Source organism: Pseudarthrobacter albicanus (genome assembly GCF_018224015.1).
Classification (GTDB): Bacteria; Actinomycetota; Actinomycetes; order Actinomycetales; family Micrococcaceae; genus Arthrobacter; species Arthrobacter albicanus.
Window position 1 is genome coordinate 1 of record NZ_JAGPOT010000120.1, and the last position, 14,199, is coordinate 14,199.

Consider the following 14,199-nt stretch of genomic DNA (forward strand, 5'->3'; position numbering starts at 1 on the left):
TCCCGGGCCCCGGCCTCTCATTCCCAGGCCGTCAGCGGGCCGCCCAAAGCTCCGAAGAGCGGCCCGGAAGCCGTATCCCATCTCCGGATTGCCCCTTGTTCAGCGCTCTCCTAGTTGAGGGAGCCTGGGCTGCCGGACCAGGGTGTGGGGCAAACAGGTCCTACGGCCCTTCTCGGCCGGCCTGACGATGGGTATGTGTAGAAGTACCACGGCGGTGCGGTCACGCAGTGACGCGGTTGAAGCCGGGGTAGGCGGCCCGGGCGGGAAATTCGAACCCGCCGGGGCCGCCGCTGCACCGTCCCGACCACGTCCCGCTTCGGGTGCGGGATGAATCTTTTCAGCCGTTCGGCGCGGTGGGATCATTCATATATGGGCGAAAATACTGAACTTGGAGTTACTTCGTCTCCCGTCACCGGGCAGATGAAGACGGTGTCATCCGGGCATCTGGACGGTTTTGGCAGTCCCATCACCCAGCAGATGCGCATCGTCGGTCAACGTCGCCGGGATGCCGAAGAGAAGCTGGAACATCATCTGCTGGAAGCGCGTGCCAAGCATCCATCCGATCATCCCGACGCCGGCGAGCCTGGCGCCCCGGACCCCGTCGGGTAGGCGCACGGGCGGCGCAGCCGTCCTGATATCCCCCTGCCCCGGAACAGAGGAGGACACATGTCAGAGCACAACATTGCGGGCAAGAAGGTCGCGTTCCTGCTGACCGACGGCGTGGAACAGGTCGAGCTGACCAGCCCGTGGAACGCCGTGAAGGAGGCCGGCGGACAGCCCGTCCTGGTATCTCCCAAGAGCGGGAAGCTGCAGGGCTACGCCGGCACGGAGAAAGGTGAGACCTTCGCCGTCGACCTCCCGGTGGCCGAGGCCAACGCGGCAGACTTCGACGCGCTGGTCATCCCGGGCGGCGTCGTGAACGCGGACCATCTCCGGGTGGACAAGGGCGCCCAGGCGTTTGCCCGGGCCTTCTTTGAACAGCACAAGCCGGTTGCCTCGATCTGCCATGGACCGTGGCTGCTGATCGATGCCGGCGTGGTCCAGGGCCGGAACATGACCTCGTACCACACGCTCCGGACGGACCTGTTGAACGCGGGGGCCAACTGGACGGATGAGGAAGTGGTGGTGGACCAGGGCCTGGTGACCAGCCGGAACCCGCACGACCTCCCGGCCTTCAACGACAAGATGCTGGAGGAGATCGAAGAAGGCGGACACGCCGGCCAGACGGCCTGAGCACGGGCGGAACGGAGCGAAACAAGCGGAAAGGGACCGACGGCGGTACGTGCCGGCGTCGGCCCTGTCCCGCCTGCCGCAGGCATCAGGCCTACCAAGGCTGGCCTTTATGGGGCAGGATATGCCCTGTAAGAGTGCGCCGCTGCCTCCGCCGTAACCTGGCGCCCGGGCCGGCGCCCCAGCTGCAAGGAGTCCCTATATGACCACGCTCAACCCCTACCTTGGTTTCCGCGACAACGCGAAGGAAGCCATGACCTTCTACCAGAGCGTCTTCGGCGGCGACCTGGCCCTGAGCACCTTCGGCGAATACCATGCCAGCGACGATGCGGCCGAGCAGGACAAGATCATGCATGCCATGCTGACCACGGAAAACGGCCTGGTGCTGATGGGGGCGGACACGCCCAACAGCATGGACTACACGCCCGGCACCAACTTCTCCGTGTCCCTCAGCGGCTCCGGCTCCGACGAGGCCGAACTCCGCGGCTATTTCGACAAACTGGCCGCGGGCGGCACCATCGCGATGCCGCTGGAGAAGGCGCCCTGGGGCGATACCTTCGGCATGTGCAAGGACAAGTTCGGGGTGGACTGGCTGGTCAACATCGCGGCCACGGCAAGCTAGGCGCCACGGCGGGTCGGAGCCCGGGGCCGCGGACCACCGCTCCGGGCTTCAGTCCGGGTTTCAGTCCGGGCTCGCGTCCGTGGTGAGGCCCCGGTCATCGCCCGTTTCCTCGTCCTGCTCCCCGGCCGGGCCCGGCACCTTCCGGGTGTCGCCGGAGGCTCGGGCGTCCTGGCCGGCGTCCGGGTCCGACGGCGGCGTCCCGGACGCCCGGCCGGCCTCCTCCTCCCGCGGCACAGCCCGGGCCCGCCCCTCGACCCCGTCCTTCACGATCTCTTCCGGGTCCTTCGCTTCGGCGCCCATCGATCCCTCCCGGCTTATTTGATCCGGCCCCGCCCGGGGCACTGGTCCGCCCAAGATACCGCTACGCCTCCCGTCCGTACAGGATCCACCCGTCCTTCGGTTGTTTTATATCCACTCCTTGAGGCGCGGCAGCCACTGCCGTATTCCCGTGTCTGCTTCCCCTGCCTGCGGGCGGGGGCTATCCTGAATGCCTCGGACACCTCTGATCGAGACCAAACTTCCCGGCCCAGAGAGGCGACCCATGACCGAGAAGCTGCACCTCACACCCGACGACGATTTTCCCGACGACCTGAGCAAGGTCGAGGACAGGGAACTGCAGGTTCTCGACAGCCAGGTCCAGCGCCAGCTTGACTACGAATACGTTGCCGACGGTGAACCGAACCCGGAAACCGAGTTCCGGCACTATGACCTCGATGAGGAATTCAGCGAACGGGACAAACGGGACGCCTAGCCGGCAGAAACGAGTTCCCATGAGCGGGCCCGTCCGCTTCGAGGCCGCAGGCCACCTCGGCCATGTCTTCGCCTCGGTGCGTCCGGCGGCCGGCCTGCAGGAAAACCAGCATTCAGGTACCGACGGCGGGCCCGCTGGCGGGACGCCCCGCCCCGCCGTCGTGCTGGTACACGGCATCGGTGTCTCGCACCGCTACCTTGGCCGGCTCCACGGCGTGCTGGCGGAGACGGTGGACACCTACTCGGTTGACCTGCCCGGCTTCGGCTCCACCCCGCGGCCTGATCACACCCTGAGCGTGGCTGATCACGCCACGTACATCCTGGGTGCCCTGGAGCAGCTCGGCGTCCTGGACTTCGTGCTCGTGGGCCACTCGATGGGCACCCAGTTCGCCATTCAGGCGGCACTCCAGCAGCCGGAGCGGATTCGGCAGCTGGTGCTGATGGGACCGGTCGTGGATCCGAAGCGCCGCACCGTGGCCCAGCAGGCGCTCGCCCTCGGCTACGACAGCCTGTTCTTCGAAAGCCCGTCCGCGAATGCCCTCGTCTTCACCGACTACCTGCGCTGCGGCCCCTCCTGGTACCTCAAGACCCTGCGGGTGATGATGGACTATCCCACGGAAGAACGGATCACCGGCGTCACGGCGCCGGTCCTGGTGCTGCGCGGCGCCAAGGATCCGGTGGCCGGTGCGGACTGGTCCCGCCGGCTGGCCGGACGGGCCAAGACCGGGCAGTTGCTGGAAATCCCGGGGACGGGGCACGTCGTGCAGCATAACCGTGCCGTCGAGGTGGCAGAGGCCATCACGTCCTTCGCCGGAGTTCCGGCCGCTCCCTGACGGTGGCAGAACGGCGGGGCTGGCCGGTTGAAGTTGCGGTTGACCCGCTGGCCGCAATTTCTTCGTGGGAGCGTGGTGGGCCTTGGCCTCCGGCCGGGGGCCAAGGGCCCACCACGCCCAGCGGCCGTCGCTATTTGGCTTGCTTGGCCACATCCTGGGCCCACAGGAAGAACTTGTTCGTTCCCAGGTCCTTCACAGTCTTGATGCCGAAGGCGGCCTTCAAATGCTCGCCGTCAGCCTCTGTCACACCCTTGAGCGCGTCCACTGGGGATGCGGCAAGTTCGTCGACGGACTTGCCGTGGTAAGCCTTGTCAAAATGGTCTTCAATTCCCGCCATCGTCCTTTGCTCCTTCGCTAACCAGCCGAAGCCATGCGGCATCGGCTGGGCCGGCAGTGCTTTTTGCACTGATCCACATTCAACCCGTCACTTCCAGAACCGTCTACCGTTCCGCGAAAGTTCCCGGCAAGTTAGTAGCAAGAGGAAGGCCTGCGTCCGCTCCGGTCCTCCCGGCGGCGCCGGCTCATGAATGGTTCAGCGTGAGGACGTACGCTGAGCCGTAAGTTAACCTTCCGAATGGATCCTGCACGCCAGAGCCTGCATGCCAGAGCCCGATGCGAAGGCGCAAAACCGGGCACAAAGGCCCTCGCCCCGCCAGGGTGTCCGGCGGATAGTTGGAGGGAGCGGCCATGAGGTCCATTCCCGCACTGCAGCTTGCGGTGCCGCCCGCAGTGCAGCCCGCGGAGTGCAGCATGCGGAGTGCAGCATGCGGTGCTGACGAGGCCACTGGCCGACTTCCCGACTGGAAAGCCACGGCAATGAGCATTTTTGAAGACAGGGTTGACGCGGGCCGGCAACTGGGCCGGCGCCTGGCGGAACTGCGGGGCCAGGACACCGTGGTCCTGGGCCTTCCCCGCGGCGGCGTGCCGGTAGCCTTCGAGGTGGCGGCAGCCCTGGACGCGCCCCTGGACGTGATCATCGTGCGGAAGCTCGGACTTCCGTACCAGCCCGAGCTCGCCATGGGCGCCATCGGGGAGGGCGGGGTGCGGGTGCTGGATGACCAGGTCCTGACCCACTCCAGGGTAACGGAGCAGGAGCTGCAGTCCGTCGAGGATCATGAGCGCGCCGTGCTGGAGAAAAGGGTGGCCCGGTTCCGCAAGGGCCGGGGCCGGGAGGACCTCACCGGACGCATCGCGGTGATCGTCGACGACGGGATCGCCACCGGCTCCACCGCCCGGGTGGCCTGCCGGATAGCCCGGAAGCTCGGCGCCGCAAGGGTGGTCCTGGCCGTGCCGGTGGCGCCGGCAGATACCCTCGCGGCCCTGGCCGAACCGGACGAGCTGGTCTGCCTGGCGACGCCCCGGCAGTTCACCGCCGTCGGCTACCACTACCGTGACTTCTCGCCGACCGAAGACGACGAGGTGCTGGCGCTGCTCGACCTCGCGGCGAAGCGCCTCCGGGATTCCCCGGCAGCGTCGCGCCGGGCCGGCGCGGCCGAGGCCGCCGACCCCGTCGAATCCGACGAGGAGGTGGAGATCCCGTCCCGGGGCGTCCGGCTCCAGGGACAGCTCCATCTTCCGGTTCCGGCCACGGCCGTGGTGCTGTTCGCCCACGGCAGCGGCAGCAGCCGCCACAGCCCGCGGAACCGGTTCGTGGCTTCCGTCCTGCAAAAGGCGGGGCTCGGCACCTTGCTCCTGGACCTGTTGACGCCCGGTGAGGAGCACAACCGCGCCAACGTCTTCGATATCGAGCTTCTCGCACGCCGGCTGTCCTCGGCCACGGACTGGCTCGCAGCCCGGACCGACACCGCCTCCTGCGAGGTCGGCTACTTCGGCGCCAGCACGGGCGCCGGCGCTGCGCTGTGGGCCGCCTCCGAACCCGCCGCACGGATCGCCGCCGTCGTCTCCCGCGGCGGCCGCCCGGATCTCGCCGGACCCCGGCTTTCGGCTGTGAGCGCGCCGACCCTGATGATCGTGGGCAGCCTCGACTACCAGGTCCTGGAGCTCAACCGGCGGGCCAAGGCCATGCTGCGCTGCCCCAACCAGCTGGCCGTGGTCCAGGGCGCCACCCACCTGTTCGAGGAACCCGGCACGCTGGCCGCGGCGGCCATCCTCGCGAGGGACTGGTTCAAGCGGTACCTGATGGCCTCGGCCGAGCCCGTGCCCGGATGATGACAGGGGAGATCCTGATGAGAATTGCAGTGACCGGAGGAAGCGGAAAACTGGGGCAGAGCGTTGTCCGCAGGCTCACCGAGGACGGCCACCGGGTCACCAACCTGGACCGTACCGGCGAGCGCGGGCCCGGCTTCGTGCAGCTGGACCTGCGCAACTACGGGGCGGTCGTCGACGTTTTCCTGGGCCTGGACGACCGGCACACCGGCTTCGACGCCGTCGTGCATCTTGCCGCGATCCCGGCCCCCGGGCTCGCCCCGGACGCCGCCACCTTCGAGAACAACATGCAGTCCACCTACAACGTGTTCCAGGCGGCCCGGCGGGCCGGGATCAAGAAGATTGTCTACGCCTCCAGCGAGACGGTGCTGGGACTGCCGTTCGACGTCGACCCTCCCTACCTCCCGGTCGACGAGGAATACCCGGCCCGGCCGGAAAGCACCTACTCGCTGGTCAAGCACCTCGAGGAGCAGCTGGCGGTCCAGCTCACCCGCTGGGACCCGGAACTGAGCATCACGGGCCTGCGGTTCTCCAACGTGATGGACCCGGCCGACTACGAGGAGTTCCCCTCCTTCGACGCCGACGCGGCGCTGCGCAAGTGGAACCTGTGGGGCTACATCGACGGGCGGGACGGCGCCCAGGCGGTGGCCCGCGCCCTGGAGCGCGGCAAGCCGGGGTTCGAGGCGTTCATCATCGCCAATGGGGACACCGTGATGGGCCGTTCCAGCGCCAGCCTCGCCGCGGAAGTGTTCCCGAACGTCACGGTGGTCAAGGAACTGGGCGAGCACGAGACCCTGCTCTCGATCGACAAGGCCAAACGGCTCCTGGGTTACGCACCCGAGCACAGCTGGCGGCACTACCACTCGAACCGCACCACACCCACCGAAGACTGACACCGCCCACTGTCTACGGCTCCGCCGTCGCCCCTTGCTGGTGGCGGGACCAGATGGTGCCCATTTCCTCGGTGGACTGTTCGACGATCCTGCTCATGGCCGCGTGGGCGGCATTTGCCTCGCCGCGCTGGATGGCGCTGGCCACATCGACATGAAGCTGCAGCGCCTCATGGTGGGGGAGGTGGGGCGTCAGGCCATGCTCGGTGCGCCCGGTCAGGACCTCCGCGACCAGATTCTGCAGCTGCGAAAACATCGGGTTCCCGGAAGCCTTGAGCACGGCCCCATGGAACTCTATGTCCAGCCGGAGGAACTCCTCCTGGTCCCCGCGCTGGCCTGCTGCCCAAAGTCTCGCGGCCTGGGACACGAGGTCACTGCCGGCATCCCAGGACGCGCGCGCGGCGGCAAGCCGGGCAGCCTGTGGTTCGATTGCGCCACGGAGCTCATTGAGTGCCCGCAGCTGTTCGAGCCTCTTGGACGAAGCCAGCCGCCAGCGGATGACCTGGGGATCATAGAGGTTCCAGCAGTCGTCGGGCTGCACCACCGTGCCCAGCCGCCGCCGGGACTCCAGCATTCCCATGGAACTCAGCACACGGGTGGCCTCCCTGACCACAGACCGGGAGACGTCGTAGCGGGTTTCGAGTTCATCCAGGCGCAGGATCGAATTGGCAGCCAGGGTCCCCTCGGCCATGGCGAGCCCCAGATTCTGGACAAGCACCGAGTGCAGGTCCGTTGTGGACCCCGCCTTTGGGGTTTTCATAAATAAATCATACCGAAGCGCCACAAGGGGTTGTTTAAGTATGCTTTATTTCCCTATGATCGCTTCCAGAGCAGATGTGAAGACGCATTTGCAGTCGGCCGGACGTCGTGTCCGGCCCCAAAAAACAGGGGAGTCGTAATGAAGCGACATGCAATTGTGAAGTATGCGGCGGTCGCCGCGGCCCTGTCACTGGGCCTGACGGCCTGCGGTGGCGGGAGCGGCGACGCCAAGGCCTCGGGGACCGTCCGGGTCACCCTTGCCAACCACGTCTGGACCGAGGGCATCAAGGCGGCCATTCCGGAATTCGAGAAGTCCACCGGACTCAAGGTCGAGCTCACCCAGCTCGGCGAAGACCAGCTCTCGGACCAGTACAACGTCAAGCTCAACGCCGGCAGCGACGAGATCGACGTGATGATGTACCGCCCGCTGCAGGAGGGCAAGGCCTTCGCGAAGAACGGCTATCTCGCGGACCTGACGTCCAAGGTGTCCCAGGACGCCGGCTGGGACTGGAAGGACTACCAGGACGGCCCGGTCAAGGCCAGCACCGCCGACGGCAAGGTCGTCGGCGTGCCGATCATCACCGAACGCGAGGTGCTCTACTACCGCAAGGACCTGCTGCAGGCCGCCGGTATCGAGGTTCCCAAGACCATGGACGAGCTCCAGGCCGCGGCCAAGGCAATCTCCGCTTCCTCGCCGGACACCGCCGGCTTCGTGGCCCGCACCGGCAAGTCCGCCGCCGTCACCCAGTTCTCCAGCTTCCTGTACAGCTTCGGCGGCGACTTCACCGATGCCGGCGGCAAGTCAGCCGTCAGCTCCGACGCCGCCAAGCAGGCCTACGCGTACTACGGCGGCCTGATCAAGAACTACGGTCCCAAGAACGTCAGCACCGACATGAGCTGGCCCGAGGCGATGGCGATCTTCACCCAGGGCAAGGCCGCCTTCTACACCGAGGCCGACTCGCTCTACAAGAACGCCACCGATCCGGCCAAGTCCAAGGTTGCCGACACGGTCGGCTTCGCCGCGCTGCCCGCCGGTCCGGCAGGCTCCAAGCCGTACAACATCCCGTCCTGGGGCCTCGCCGTCAACCAGGCCTCCACCAACCAGGACAACGCCTGGAAGTTCATCCAGTGGGCCACCAGCAAGGAACGCACCCTGGCCGCACAGAAGGCCGGTGTCCCCGGACCCCGCGCCTCCGTCTGGGCCGACCCTGCCGGAACCTCCACCTACCCGAAGGACCTGGCCGAGGCCATCGCCGCCAGCGCCAAGAACGGCGTCGGCCACGACCGGCCCGAGGTTGTCACGGTAGGCAAGGCCCGCGAGATCGTCGGCGGCCCGATCGTGGCCACCATCACCGGCGCGGACGCTTCCGCCGCCGCCGACACGGCCCACGCGGCCTTCCAGACGTTCCTGGACGGCGAAAAGAAATAGCGCCCGGCGCGCTACGCGCCAGAGTACTAAACAGCCCGGCGGGACGGCGGCCCTGCTGCCGTCCCGCCGGGCCGGCTCTTCACTTCACCCCCAACTCCTTAGGTGAACCATGTCTGTACTGACTCCTCCCCGCAGCACGCACTCGCGCCGCGCCGGCCGCCCTCCCGGTGCGCGTGAGAACTTCTCCGCCTGGGCCAACCGGCACCGCAAATGGCTCTTCGCGGCCCCCGCGATGGTCTTCGTCGGCGTCCTGATCGTCTTCCCCCTGGCCTGGACCCTGTACCTGAGCCTGACCGATTCGCAGGGCTCGGTCCGCGCCGCGTCCGAGTTCGTCGGCCTGCAGAACTACCTCACGGTCCTGTCCGACGCCGAACGCTTCTGGCCCGCCGTCGGGCGCACCCTGTCCTTCACCGGCGTCGCCCTGGCCTGCGAAGTCGTGCTCGGCATGGGCATCGCGCTCCTGCTGTGGCGGCCCTTCCGCGGCGAAAAGTGGGTGCGCGTGGCCATCCTGATGCCGCTCGTCGCCACTCCCGTGGCCGTGGGCATGATGTGGCGGCTGATCTTCGACCCCAACATCGGCTTCGTCAACCAGCTGCTCGGCATGGTCGGCATCCCCGCCCAGCCCTGGCTCTCCGGCCAGGACACGGCGCTGGGCACCACGATCTTCATGGACGTGTGGCAGTGGACCCCGATGGTGGTGCTGATCCTGCTCGCCGGCCTGACCTCCCTGTCCGAGGAGCCGGACGAGGCGGCGCGGATGGACGGCGCCAACGCCGTCCAGCGCTTCTTCTACATCACCCTGCCGCTCATGATGCCCACCGTGATCGTCGCGATCCTGCTCCGCGGCATCGACGCCCTGAAGACATTCGACATCCTCTACGCCACCAAGGGCAAGGGCGGCGGATCCTTCCACGAGGTGGAGACGCTCAACGTCTACGCCTACGGCCTGAGCTTCGACTACAACCAGTACGGGCTGTCCTCCGCGGTGCTGATCCTGTTCTTCATGATCATCGTCGGCTCCATGTGGCTGCTGACCATGCGCAAGAAAGCGGTAAGCAAATGACCGTCCTGACCCAAACCAAAACCGCCGCGGCCGCAACCCCGCCGGCCCCGCGCCGCCGGAAGCCGCTGGCCACCCGCGCCTACAAGGTCTTCCGCGTCGCCGCGCTGGCCGCCGTCGTGCTGTTCCTCGTCGCCCCGCTATTCTGGATGTTCCTCGCCTCGTTGAAGACCAACGTCGACATCTACGACACCGGCAAGTCGTTCCTCTTCACGCCCACGTGGGAGAACTACGCGAACGTCCTGCAGCGCAACAACTACCTCGTCTTCATCTTCAACAGCTTCTGGGTGGCCTTCGTCGCCACGGCACTGTCGCTGGTCCTGGGCGTGCCGGCCGCCTACGCGATGAGCCGCTTCACGATGCACCGCTCGGCCCTGGTGGTCCTGATGGCCCGCGTCATCCCGGGCGTCTCGCTGCTGGTGCCCTGGTACTACGTGTTCTCCAACCTGAAAATGGTCGGCGGCTTCGAGGTGCTGATCCTCAGCCACATGTTTGTCTCGCTGCCGCTGATCGTCTACATCATGATGAGCTACTTCGATTCGATGCCGCTGGAGCTGGAGGAGTCGGCCCAGGTGGACGGGCTGACCCCGATCGGCGCCTTCCAGCGCATCACGCTGCCGCTGTCCGTCGCCGGCATCGCCACCGCGGGCATCCTGTCCTTCATCTTCTCCTGGAACAACTTCATGTTCGCCCTGGTGCTCTCGGGCTCCAAGACCAAGACCCTGCCGGTCGCGATCTTCGACTTCGTCTCCTACGCCAGCATCGACTGGGGCGGACTCATGGCGGCCGCCACCGTGGTCACCATCCCGATCATGATCATTGCGCTCTTCACGCAGAAGTACATCGTCTCCGGCATGACCGCCGGCGCGACCAAGGGCTAGGCCACACCCATGACACTCATCAGCAGGATCGAAACCTTCCTCGTCGCCCCGCGGTGGCTGTTTGTCCGGATCGAGACGGACAGCGGGATCGTCGGCTGGGGCGAGGCGAGCTGCGAGGGCCGCAGCGAAACGGTGCGCACCGCCGTCGGCCAGCTTTCGGAGCTGCTGATCGGCAACGACGCGCTCCGGATCGAGGACCACTGGCAGGTGATGACCAAGGGCTCCTTCTACCGCGGCGGCCCCATCCTCGCCAGCGCCGTGTCCGGCCTGGACCAGGCCCTCTGGGACATCGCCGGCAAGCACTTCAACACCCCGGTGCACCAGCTCCTGGGCGGCCACGTCCGCGACCGGATCCGGATGTACGGCTGGGTGGGCGGGGACGAGCCCAACGAGGTGGCCGACCAGATCAGCGCGCAGCTGGAGGCCGGGCTCACCGCCGTCAAGATGAACGCCAGCGGCCGGATGAGCCCCGTCGCCTCCGTCGCGGAGCTCGACGGCGTCGTCCGCCGCGTCGCCGCCGCCCGCGAGGTCCTCGGGGACCACCGCGACGTGGCAGTGGACTTCCATGGCCGCTTCAGCCTGGCCAATGCCCGGCGGGTGGCGCCGCTGCTGGAACCGTACCGGCCCTTCTTCCTGGAAGAGCCCGTGGTCCCGGAAAACACCCACCTGCTGCGCGAGTTCACCTCCTCCACCACGACGCCGGTCTCCACCGGCGAGCGGCTGTACAGCAGGCAGGAATTCCTGCCCGCGCTGCAGGCTGGCATCGCCGTGGCGCAGCCGGACCTCTCGCACGCCGGCGGCATCACCGAGGTCCGCAAGATCGCCTCGCTCGCCGAAATCTACGAGGTCCAGCTCGCCCCGCACTGCCCGCTGGGCCCGCTGGCGCTGGCGGCCTGCCTGCAGGTGGGCTTCGCGACGACCAACTTCCTGATCCAGGAGCAGAGCATCGGGATCCACTACAACCAGGGCGCCGAGGTCCTGGACTACGTGGTGGACAAGTCCCCGCTGAAGTTCGTGGACGGCCACATCGAACGGCTCACCGGCCCTGGCCTCGGAATCGAGATCGACGAGGCCGTGGTCCGCGCCGCCGACAAGCGCGGCCACGCCTGGCGGGGCCCGGTCTGGCGCCACCCCGACGGATCCTACGCAGAATGGTGAACGACATGACCCCCGGAAACACCCCTGAGAAGTTCCTGCACGGGCTCAAGGAGTCCAGGCTCGTGGCGATCGTCCGCGGGACCGACGGCCCCGCCGCGGCCCTCGCCGCCCTCGCCGTCATGGCGGAGGGCTTCCGCTACGTGGAAGTCGCCCTGACGACGCCGGACGCGCTCGCCGCCATCCGGCGGATCCGCGACGCCGCCCCGGAGGGCTGCCTGGTGGGCGCCGGCACGGTGCTGACCGCCCGGGACGTGCACGACGTCGTCGCCGCCGGCGGCCAGTTCATCGTCACCCCGGCGCTGGCCGAGTCGATCGACGTCGGGGCCGGCCTCGGGCTGCCGGTGCTCGCGGGCGCCCTGACGCCCACCGAGGCATACCAGGCCATGACCCGCGGCGCCACCGCCGTCAAGCTTTTTCCCGCCTCCGTCGGCGGACCGTCCTACCTGAAAGCCCTGCGCGATCCGTTCCCGCAGATCCCGTTCATCGCCGTCGGCGGGGTGGGCCTCGCCGAGGCCCCCGCGTTCTGGGCGGCCGGGGCCATCGCCGTGGGGCCGGGCGGCCCGCTGATCGGGGACGCCGCCTCCGGCGGGGACCTCGGCGCGCTCCGGGAACGCGCGCGGGCCTTCGTGGCCCTCGCGGACGAGCGGGCCGGGACACACCGGGTGGAAGCGACCCGGCTGGAAGCGAAGCTCTCGTGACCGCCGGCGTCGACCTTCTGACCTTCGGGGAGGCGATGGTGTCGCTGCGGTCCGCCGGGCCGCTGTCCGCCGGCGGCAGCCTGGCCATGCACGTGGCCGGGGCGGAATCGAACGTGGCCGTCGGCGTCGCACGGCTCGGGCACAGCGTCACCTGGGCCGGCGTTGTGGGCGACGACCCGCACGGCCAGTTCATCCTGCGGCAGCTGCGCTCCGAGGGCATCGGCGTGCAGCACCGGGAAGACGCCGCCCGCAGCACCGGGGTGATGTTCCTCGAGCAGCGCACGGGGGACGTCACCCGGGCCTTCTACTACCGCGCGGGTTCCGCAGGATCCACTCTCGGCCGCGACGACGTGGAACGCGCCTTCGGTGCCGTCGCAGGAGCCGGGGCAGGGGCCCGGGTTTTGCACCTGACCGGCATCACCGCCGCCCTCAGCCCCGAGTCGCGCCGGGCCGTGGAGTACGCGGCCGAACGCGCCGCCGGAGAGGGCATGGTGGTCTCCCTCGACGTCAACTACCGCGGCAAGCTGTGGTCCCGGGACGAGGCGCGCGCCGTGCTCACCCCGCTCGCCCGGCACGCCAGCATCCTGATCGCCTCCGATGACGAGCTCGGCCTGGTTGCCTCCGCGCCGGACGCTCCGGCGGACTCCGACGCCGGCTCTGACGCCGGGGAAGCCGGCGGTCCGGGGAACTCCGACGCCGCCGAGGCGGCCATGGCCGCCCGGCTCCTGGAGCGCGGCGTCAAGGAAGTCGTGGTCAAGCGCGGAGCCGCAGGAGCGGGCGTCCACACCGCCGACGGGCGCTGGGAAGCGCCCGCCGTCCCCGTGACCAGCATCGATACCGTGGGGGCCGGGGACGCCTTCACCGCCGGCTACCTTTCCGCGCTGCTCGACGGCGAGGACGTTGCCGGACGCCTGCAGCGTGGCATCCTCGCGGGGGCGTTCGCCGTCAGCACCGCCGGAGACTGGGAAGGCCTGCCCCGCTCCGGGGAGCTCGCGCTGCTCGGAACCACGCGAAGCGGAACGACGCAGCGCTAGCGCGGTTCTCCTTCGCTCCAATCCCCAGCCCGACACTGTCCATTTTTGAAAGGAACTGCCGTGAAAATCATTGCCGCGGAAGTCTTCGTGACCAGCCCCTCCCGTAACTTCGTCACCCTCCGGATCACGACGGAGGACGGCGTCACCGGGATCGGCGACGCGACCCTGAACGGGCGTGAACTGGCCGTCGCCGCGTACCTGAAGGAGCACGTCGCGCAGCTGCTGATCGGCAAGGACCCGCACCGGATCGAGGACACCTGGCAGTTCCTGTACCGCAGTTCGTACTGGCGCCGCGGGCCGGTGACGATGGCCGCGATCGCCGCCGTGGACATGGCGCTGTGGGACATCAAGGGCAAGGTCGCGAACATGCCGGTGTACCAGCTGCTCGGCGGGGCGTCCCGGAACGGGCTGCGCGCCTACGGGCACGCCTCCGGCTCGGACCTTCCGTCGCTGTTCGATTCGGTCCGGGAGCACCTGGACCTGGGCTACAAGTCGGTGCGGATCCAGACGGCCGTCCCCGGCATCAAGGCCGTCTACGGCGTCGCCGCGCAGGCCCAGGCCTCCGGGGAACGCTACGATTACGAGCCCGCCGGCCGCGGCGCGTTCCCGCAGGAGGAGGACTGGGACACCCGGGCCTACCTGCGGCACCTGCCGTCGGTGTTCGAGGCCGTCCGGAACGAGTTCGGCCC

General features: G+C 68.3%; 17 protein-coding genes. 14 read left to right on the forward strand and 3 right to left on the reverse strand.

The annotated features are described in order from the left end of the window. The first annotated feature begins 369 nt into the window (after positions 1-369). The 3 genes from J9611_RS19920 to J9611_RS19930 all read left to right on the forward strand — a co-directional run bounded on the left by J9611_RS19920 (position 370) and on the right by J9611_RS19930 (position 1,852). Positions 370-609 (forward strand): hypothetical protein, encoded by a 240-nt coding sequence (locus tag J9611_RS19920; RefSeq protein WP_246528092.1) that lies wholly within the window; start codon positions 370-372, stop codon positions 607-609. 57 nt (positions 610-666) lie between these two features. Further along, positions 667-1,233 (forward strand): type 1 glutamine amidotransferase domain-containing protein, encoded by a 567-nt coding sequence (locus tag J9611_RS19925; protein ID WP_211882800.1) that lies wholly within the window; start codon positions 667-669, stop codon positions 1,231-1,233. Positions 1,234-1,432: 199 nt separating this feature from the next. After that, positions 1,433-1,852 (forward strand): VOC family protein, encoded by a 420-nt coding sequence (locus tag J9611_RS19930; protein ID WP_211882802.1) that lies wholly within the window; start codon positions 1,433-1,435, stop codon positions 1,850-1,852. 60 nt (positions 1,853-1,912) lie between these two features. Here the strand turns inward: J9611_RS19930 and J9611_RS19935 are convergent, their stop codons facing one another. Next, positions 1,913-2,152, reverse strand: a complete 240-nt coding sequence (locus J9611_RS19935; protein WP_211882804.1) for a hypothetical protein — start codon at positions 2,150-2,152, stop codon at positions 1,913-1,915. Between the two features lie 241 nt (positions 2,153-2,393). On the opposite strand from J9611_RS19935, the gene J9611_RS19940 reads away from it, so the two are divergent. After that, on the forward strand, positions 2,394-2,603 hold the full coding sequence (locus J9611_RS19940) for a hypothetical protein (protein ID WP_211882806.1): 210 nt from the start codon (positions 2,394-2,396) through the stop codon (positions 2,601-2,603). A 19-nt stretch (positions 2,604-2,622) separates the two neighbouring features. Continuing rightward, on the forward strand, positions 2,623-3,435 hold the full coding sequence (locus J9611_RS19945; RefSeq protein ID WP_211882808.1) for an alpha/beta fold hydrolase: 813 nt from the start codon (positions 2,623-2,625) through the stop codon (positions 3,433-3,435). Between the two features lie 130 nt (positions 3,436-3,565). Here the strand turns inward: J9611_RS19945 and J9611_RS19950 are convergent, their stop codons facing one another. Then, complete coding sequence (locus tag J9611_RS19950; protein WP_246528093.1) at positions 3,566-3,841, reverse strand: hypothetical protein; 276 nt, start codon at positions 3,839-3,841, stop codon at positions 3,566-3,568. A 410-nt stretch (positions 3,842-4,251) separates the two neighbouring features. On the opposite strand from J9611_RS19950, the gene J9611_RS19955 reads away from it, so the two are divergent. Both J9611_RS19955 and J9611_RS19960 read left to right on the forward strand, forming a co-directional pair. Continuing rightward, positions 4,252-5,604 carry a phosphoribosyltransferase family protein gene (locus J9611_RS19955; RefSeq protein ID WP_211882810.1) on the forward strand — a complete coding sequence of 451 codons (1,353 nt, stop codon included), beginning with the start codon at positions 4,252-4,254 and terminating at the stop codon, positions 5,602-5,604. Between the two features lie 17 nt (positions 5,605-5,621). Further along, positions 5,622-6,494: an NAD-dependent epimerase/dehydratase family protein gene (locus J9611_RS19960; protein WP_211882812.1), complete on the forward strand. Its 873-nt coding sequence runs from the start codon at positions 5,622-5,624 to the stop codon at positions 6,492-6,494. 13 nt (positions 6,495-6,507) lie between these two features. On the opposite strand, the gene J9611_RS19965 is transcribed toward J9611_RS19960, so the two are convergent. Further along, complete coding sequence (locus tag J9611_RS19965; RefSeq protein WP_211882814.1) at positions 6,508-7,251, reverse strand: FadR/GntR family transcriptional regulator; 744 nt, start codon at positions 7,249-7,251, stop codon at positions 6,508-6,510. Positions 7,252-7,389: 138 nt separating this feature from the next. Between J9611_RS19965 and J9611_RS19970 the strand changes: the two genes are divergently transcribed. The 7 genes from J9611_RS19970 to J9611_RS20000 all read left to right on the forward strand — a co-directional run. Then, a complete protein-coding gene (locus J9611_RS19970) occupies positions 7,390-8,679 on the forward strand; it encodes an ABC transporter substrate-binding protein (RefSeq protein ID WP_211882816.1) in 1,290 nt (429 codons plus the stop codon). A 109-nt stretch (positions 8,680-8,788) separates the two neighbouring features. Then, the gene (locus J9611_RS19975; protein ID WP_246528094.1) at positions 8,789-9,742 is read left to right on the forward strand and encodes a carbohydrate ABC transporter permease; all 954 of its coding nucleotides are present in this window, start codon (positions 8,789-8,791) and stop codon (positions 9,740-9,742) included. Further along, entirely contained in the window at positions 9,739-10,620 is an 882-nt protein-coding gene (locus tag J9611_RS19980; RefSeq protein ID WP_211882818.1) for a carbohydrate ABC transporter permease, read from the forward strand. The genes J9611_RS19975 and J9611_RS19980 overlap by 4 nt, the downstream gene beginning before the upstream one ends. A 9-nt stretch (positions 10,621-10,629) precedes the next feature. Next, on the forward strand, positions 10,630-11,778 hold the full coding sequence (gene dgoD, locus J9611_RS19985; protein ID WP_211882820.1) for a galactonate dehydratase: 1,149 nt from the start codon (positions 10,630-10,632) through the stop codon (positions 11,776-11,778). Positions 11,779-11,783: 5 nt separating this feature from the next. Then, entirely contained in the window at positions 11,784-12,476 is a 693-nt protein-coding gene (locus J9611_RS19990) for a bifunctional 4-hydroxy-2-oxoglutarate aldolase/2-dehydro-3-deoxy-phosphogluconate aldolase (RefSeq protein WP_246528095.1), read from the forward strand. After that, positions 12,473-13,510, forward strand: coding sequence for a sugar kinase (locus tag J9611_RS19995; RefSeq protein WP_307857166.1), 1,038 nt, complete (start codon positions 12,473-12,475; stop codon positions 13,508-13,510). Before J9611_RS19990 ends, J9611_RS19995 begins: the two co-directional genes overlap by 4 nt. Positions 13,511-13,570: 60 nt before the next feature. Then, positions 13,571-14,199: enolase-like domain-containing protein (locus tag J9611_RS20000; RefSeq protein WP_504741946.1), on the forward strand; the 629-nt coding region annotated here is incomplete at its 3' end.

What these genes read in the sequence shown, in the direction of transcription:
- J9611_RS19975 (WP_246528094.1), top strand. Translation starts at nt 8,789, where the DNA reads ATGTCTGTACTGACTCCTCCCCGCAGCACGCACTCGCGCCGCGCCGGC.
- J9611_RS19960 (WP_211882812.1), top strand. Translation starts at nt 5,622, where the DNA reads ATGAGAATTGCAGTGACCGGAGGAAGCGGAAAACTGGGGCAGAGCGTT.
- J9611_RS19980 (WP_211882818.1), top strand. Translation starts at nt 9,739, where the DNA reads ATGACCGTCCTGACCCAAACCAAAACCGCCGCGGCCGCAACCCCGCCG.
- J9611_RS19940 (WP_211882806.1), top strand. Translation starts at nt 2,394, where the DNA reads ATGACCGAGAAGCTGCACCTCACACCCGACGACGATTTTCCCGACGAC.
- J9611_RS19965 (WP_211882814.1), bottom strand. Translation starts at nt 7,251, where the DNA reads ATGAAAACCCCAAAGGCGGGGTCCACAACGGACCTGCACTCGGTGCTT.
- J9611_RS19935 (WP_211882804.1), bottom strand. Translation starts at nt 2,152, where the DNA reads ATGGGCGCCGAAGCGAAGGACCCGGAAGAGATCGTGAAGGACGGGGTC.
- J9611_RS19955 (WP_211882810.1), top strand. Translation starts at nt 4,252, where the DNA reads ATGAGCATTTTTGAAGACAGGGTTGACGCGGGCCGGCAACTGGGCCGG.
- J9611_RS19990 (WP_246528095.1), top strand. Translation starts at nt 11,784, where the DNA reads ATGACCCCCGGAAACACCCCTGAGAAGTTCCTGCACGGGCTCAAGGAG.
- J9611_RS19925 (WP_211882800.1), top strand. Translation starts at nt 667, where the DNA reads ATGTCAGAGCACAACATTGCGGGCAAGAAGGTCGCGTTCCTGCTGACC.
- J9611_RS19945 (WP_211882808.1), top strand. Translation starts at nt 2,623, where the DNA reads ATGAGCGGGCCCGTCCGCTTCGAGGCCGCAGGCCACCTCGGCCATGTC.
- dgoD (WP_211882820.1), top strand. Translation starts at nt 10,630, where the DNA reads ATGACACTCATCAGCAGGATCGAAACCTTCCTCGTCGCCCCGCGGTGG.
- J9611_RS19970 (WP_211882816.1), top strand. Translation starts at nt 7,390, where the DNA reads ATGAAGCGACATGCAATTGTGAAGTATGCGGCGGTCGCCGCGGCCCTG.
- J9611_RS19930 (WP_211882802.1), top strand. Translation starts at nt 1,433, where the DNA reads ATGACCACGCTCAACCCCTACCTTGGTTTCCGCGACAACGCGAAGGAA.
- J9611_RS19920 (WP_246528092.1), top strand. Translation starts at nt 370, where the DNA reads ATGGGCGAAAATACTGAACTTGGAGTTACTTCGTCTCCCGTCACCGGG.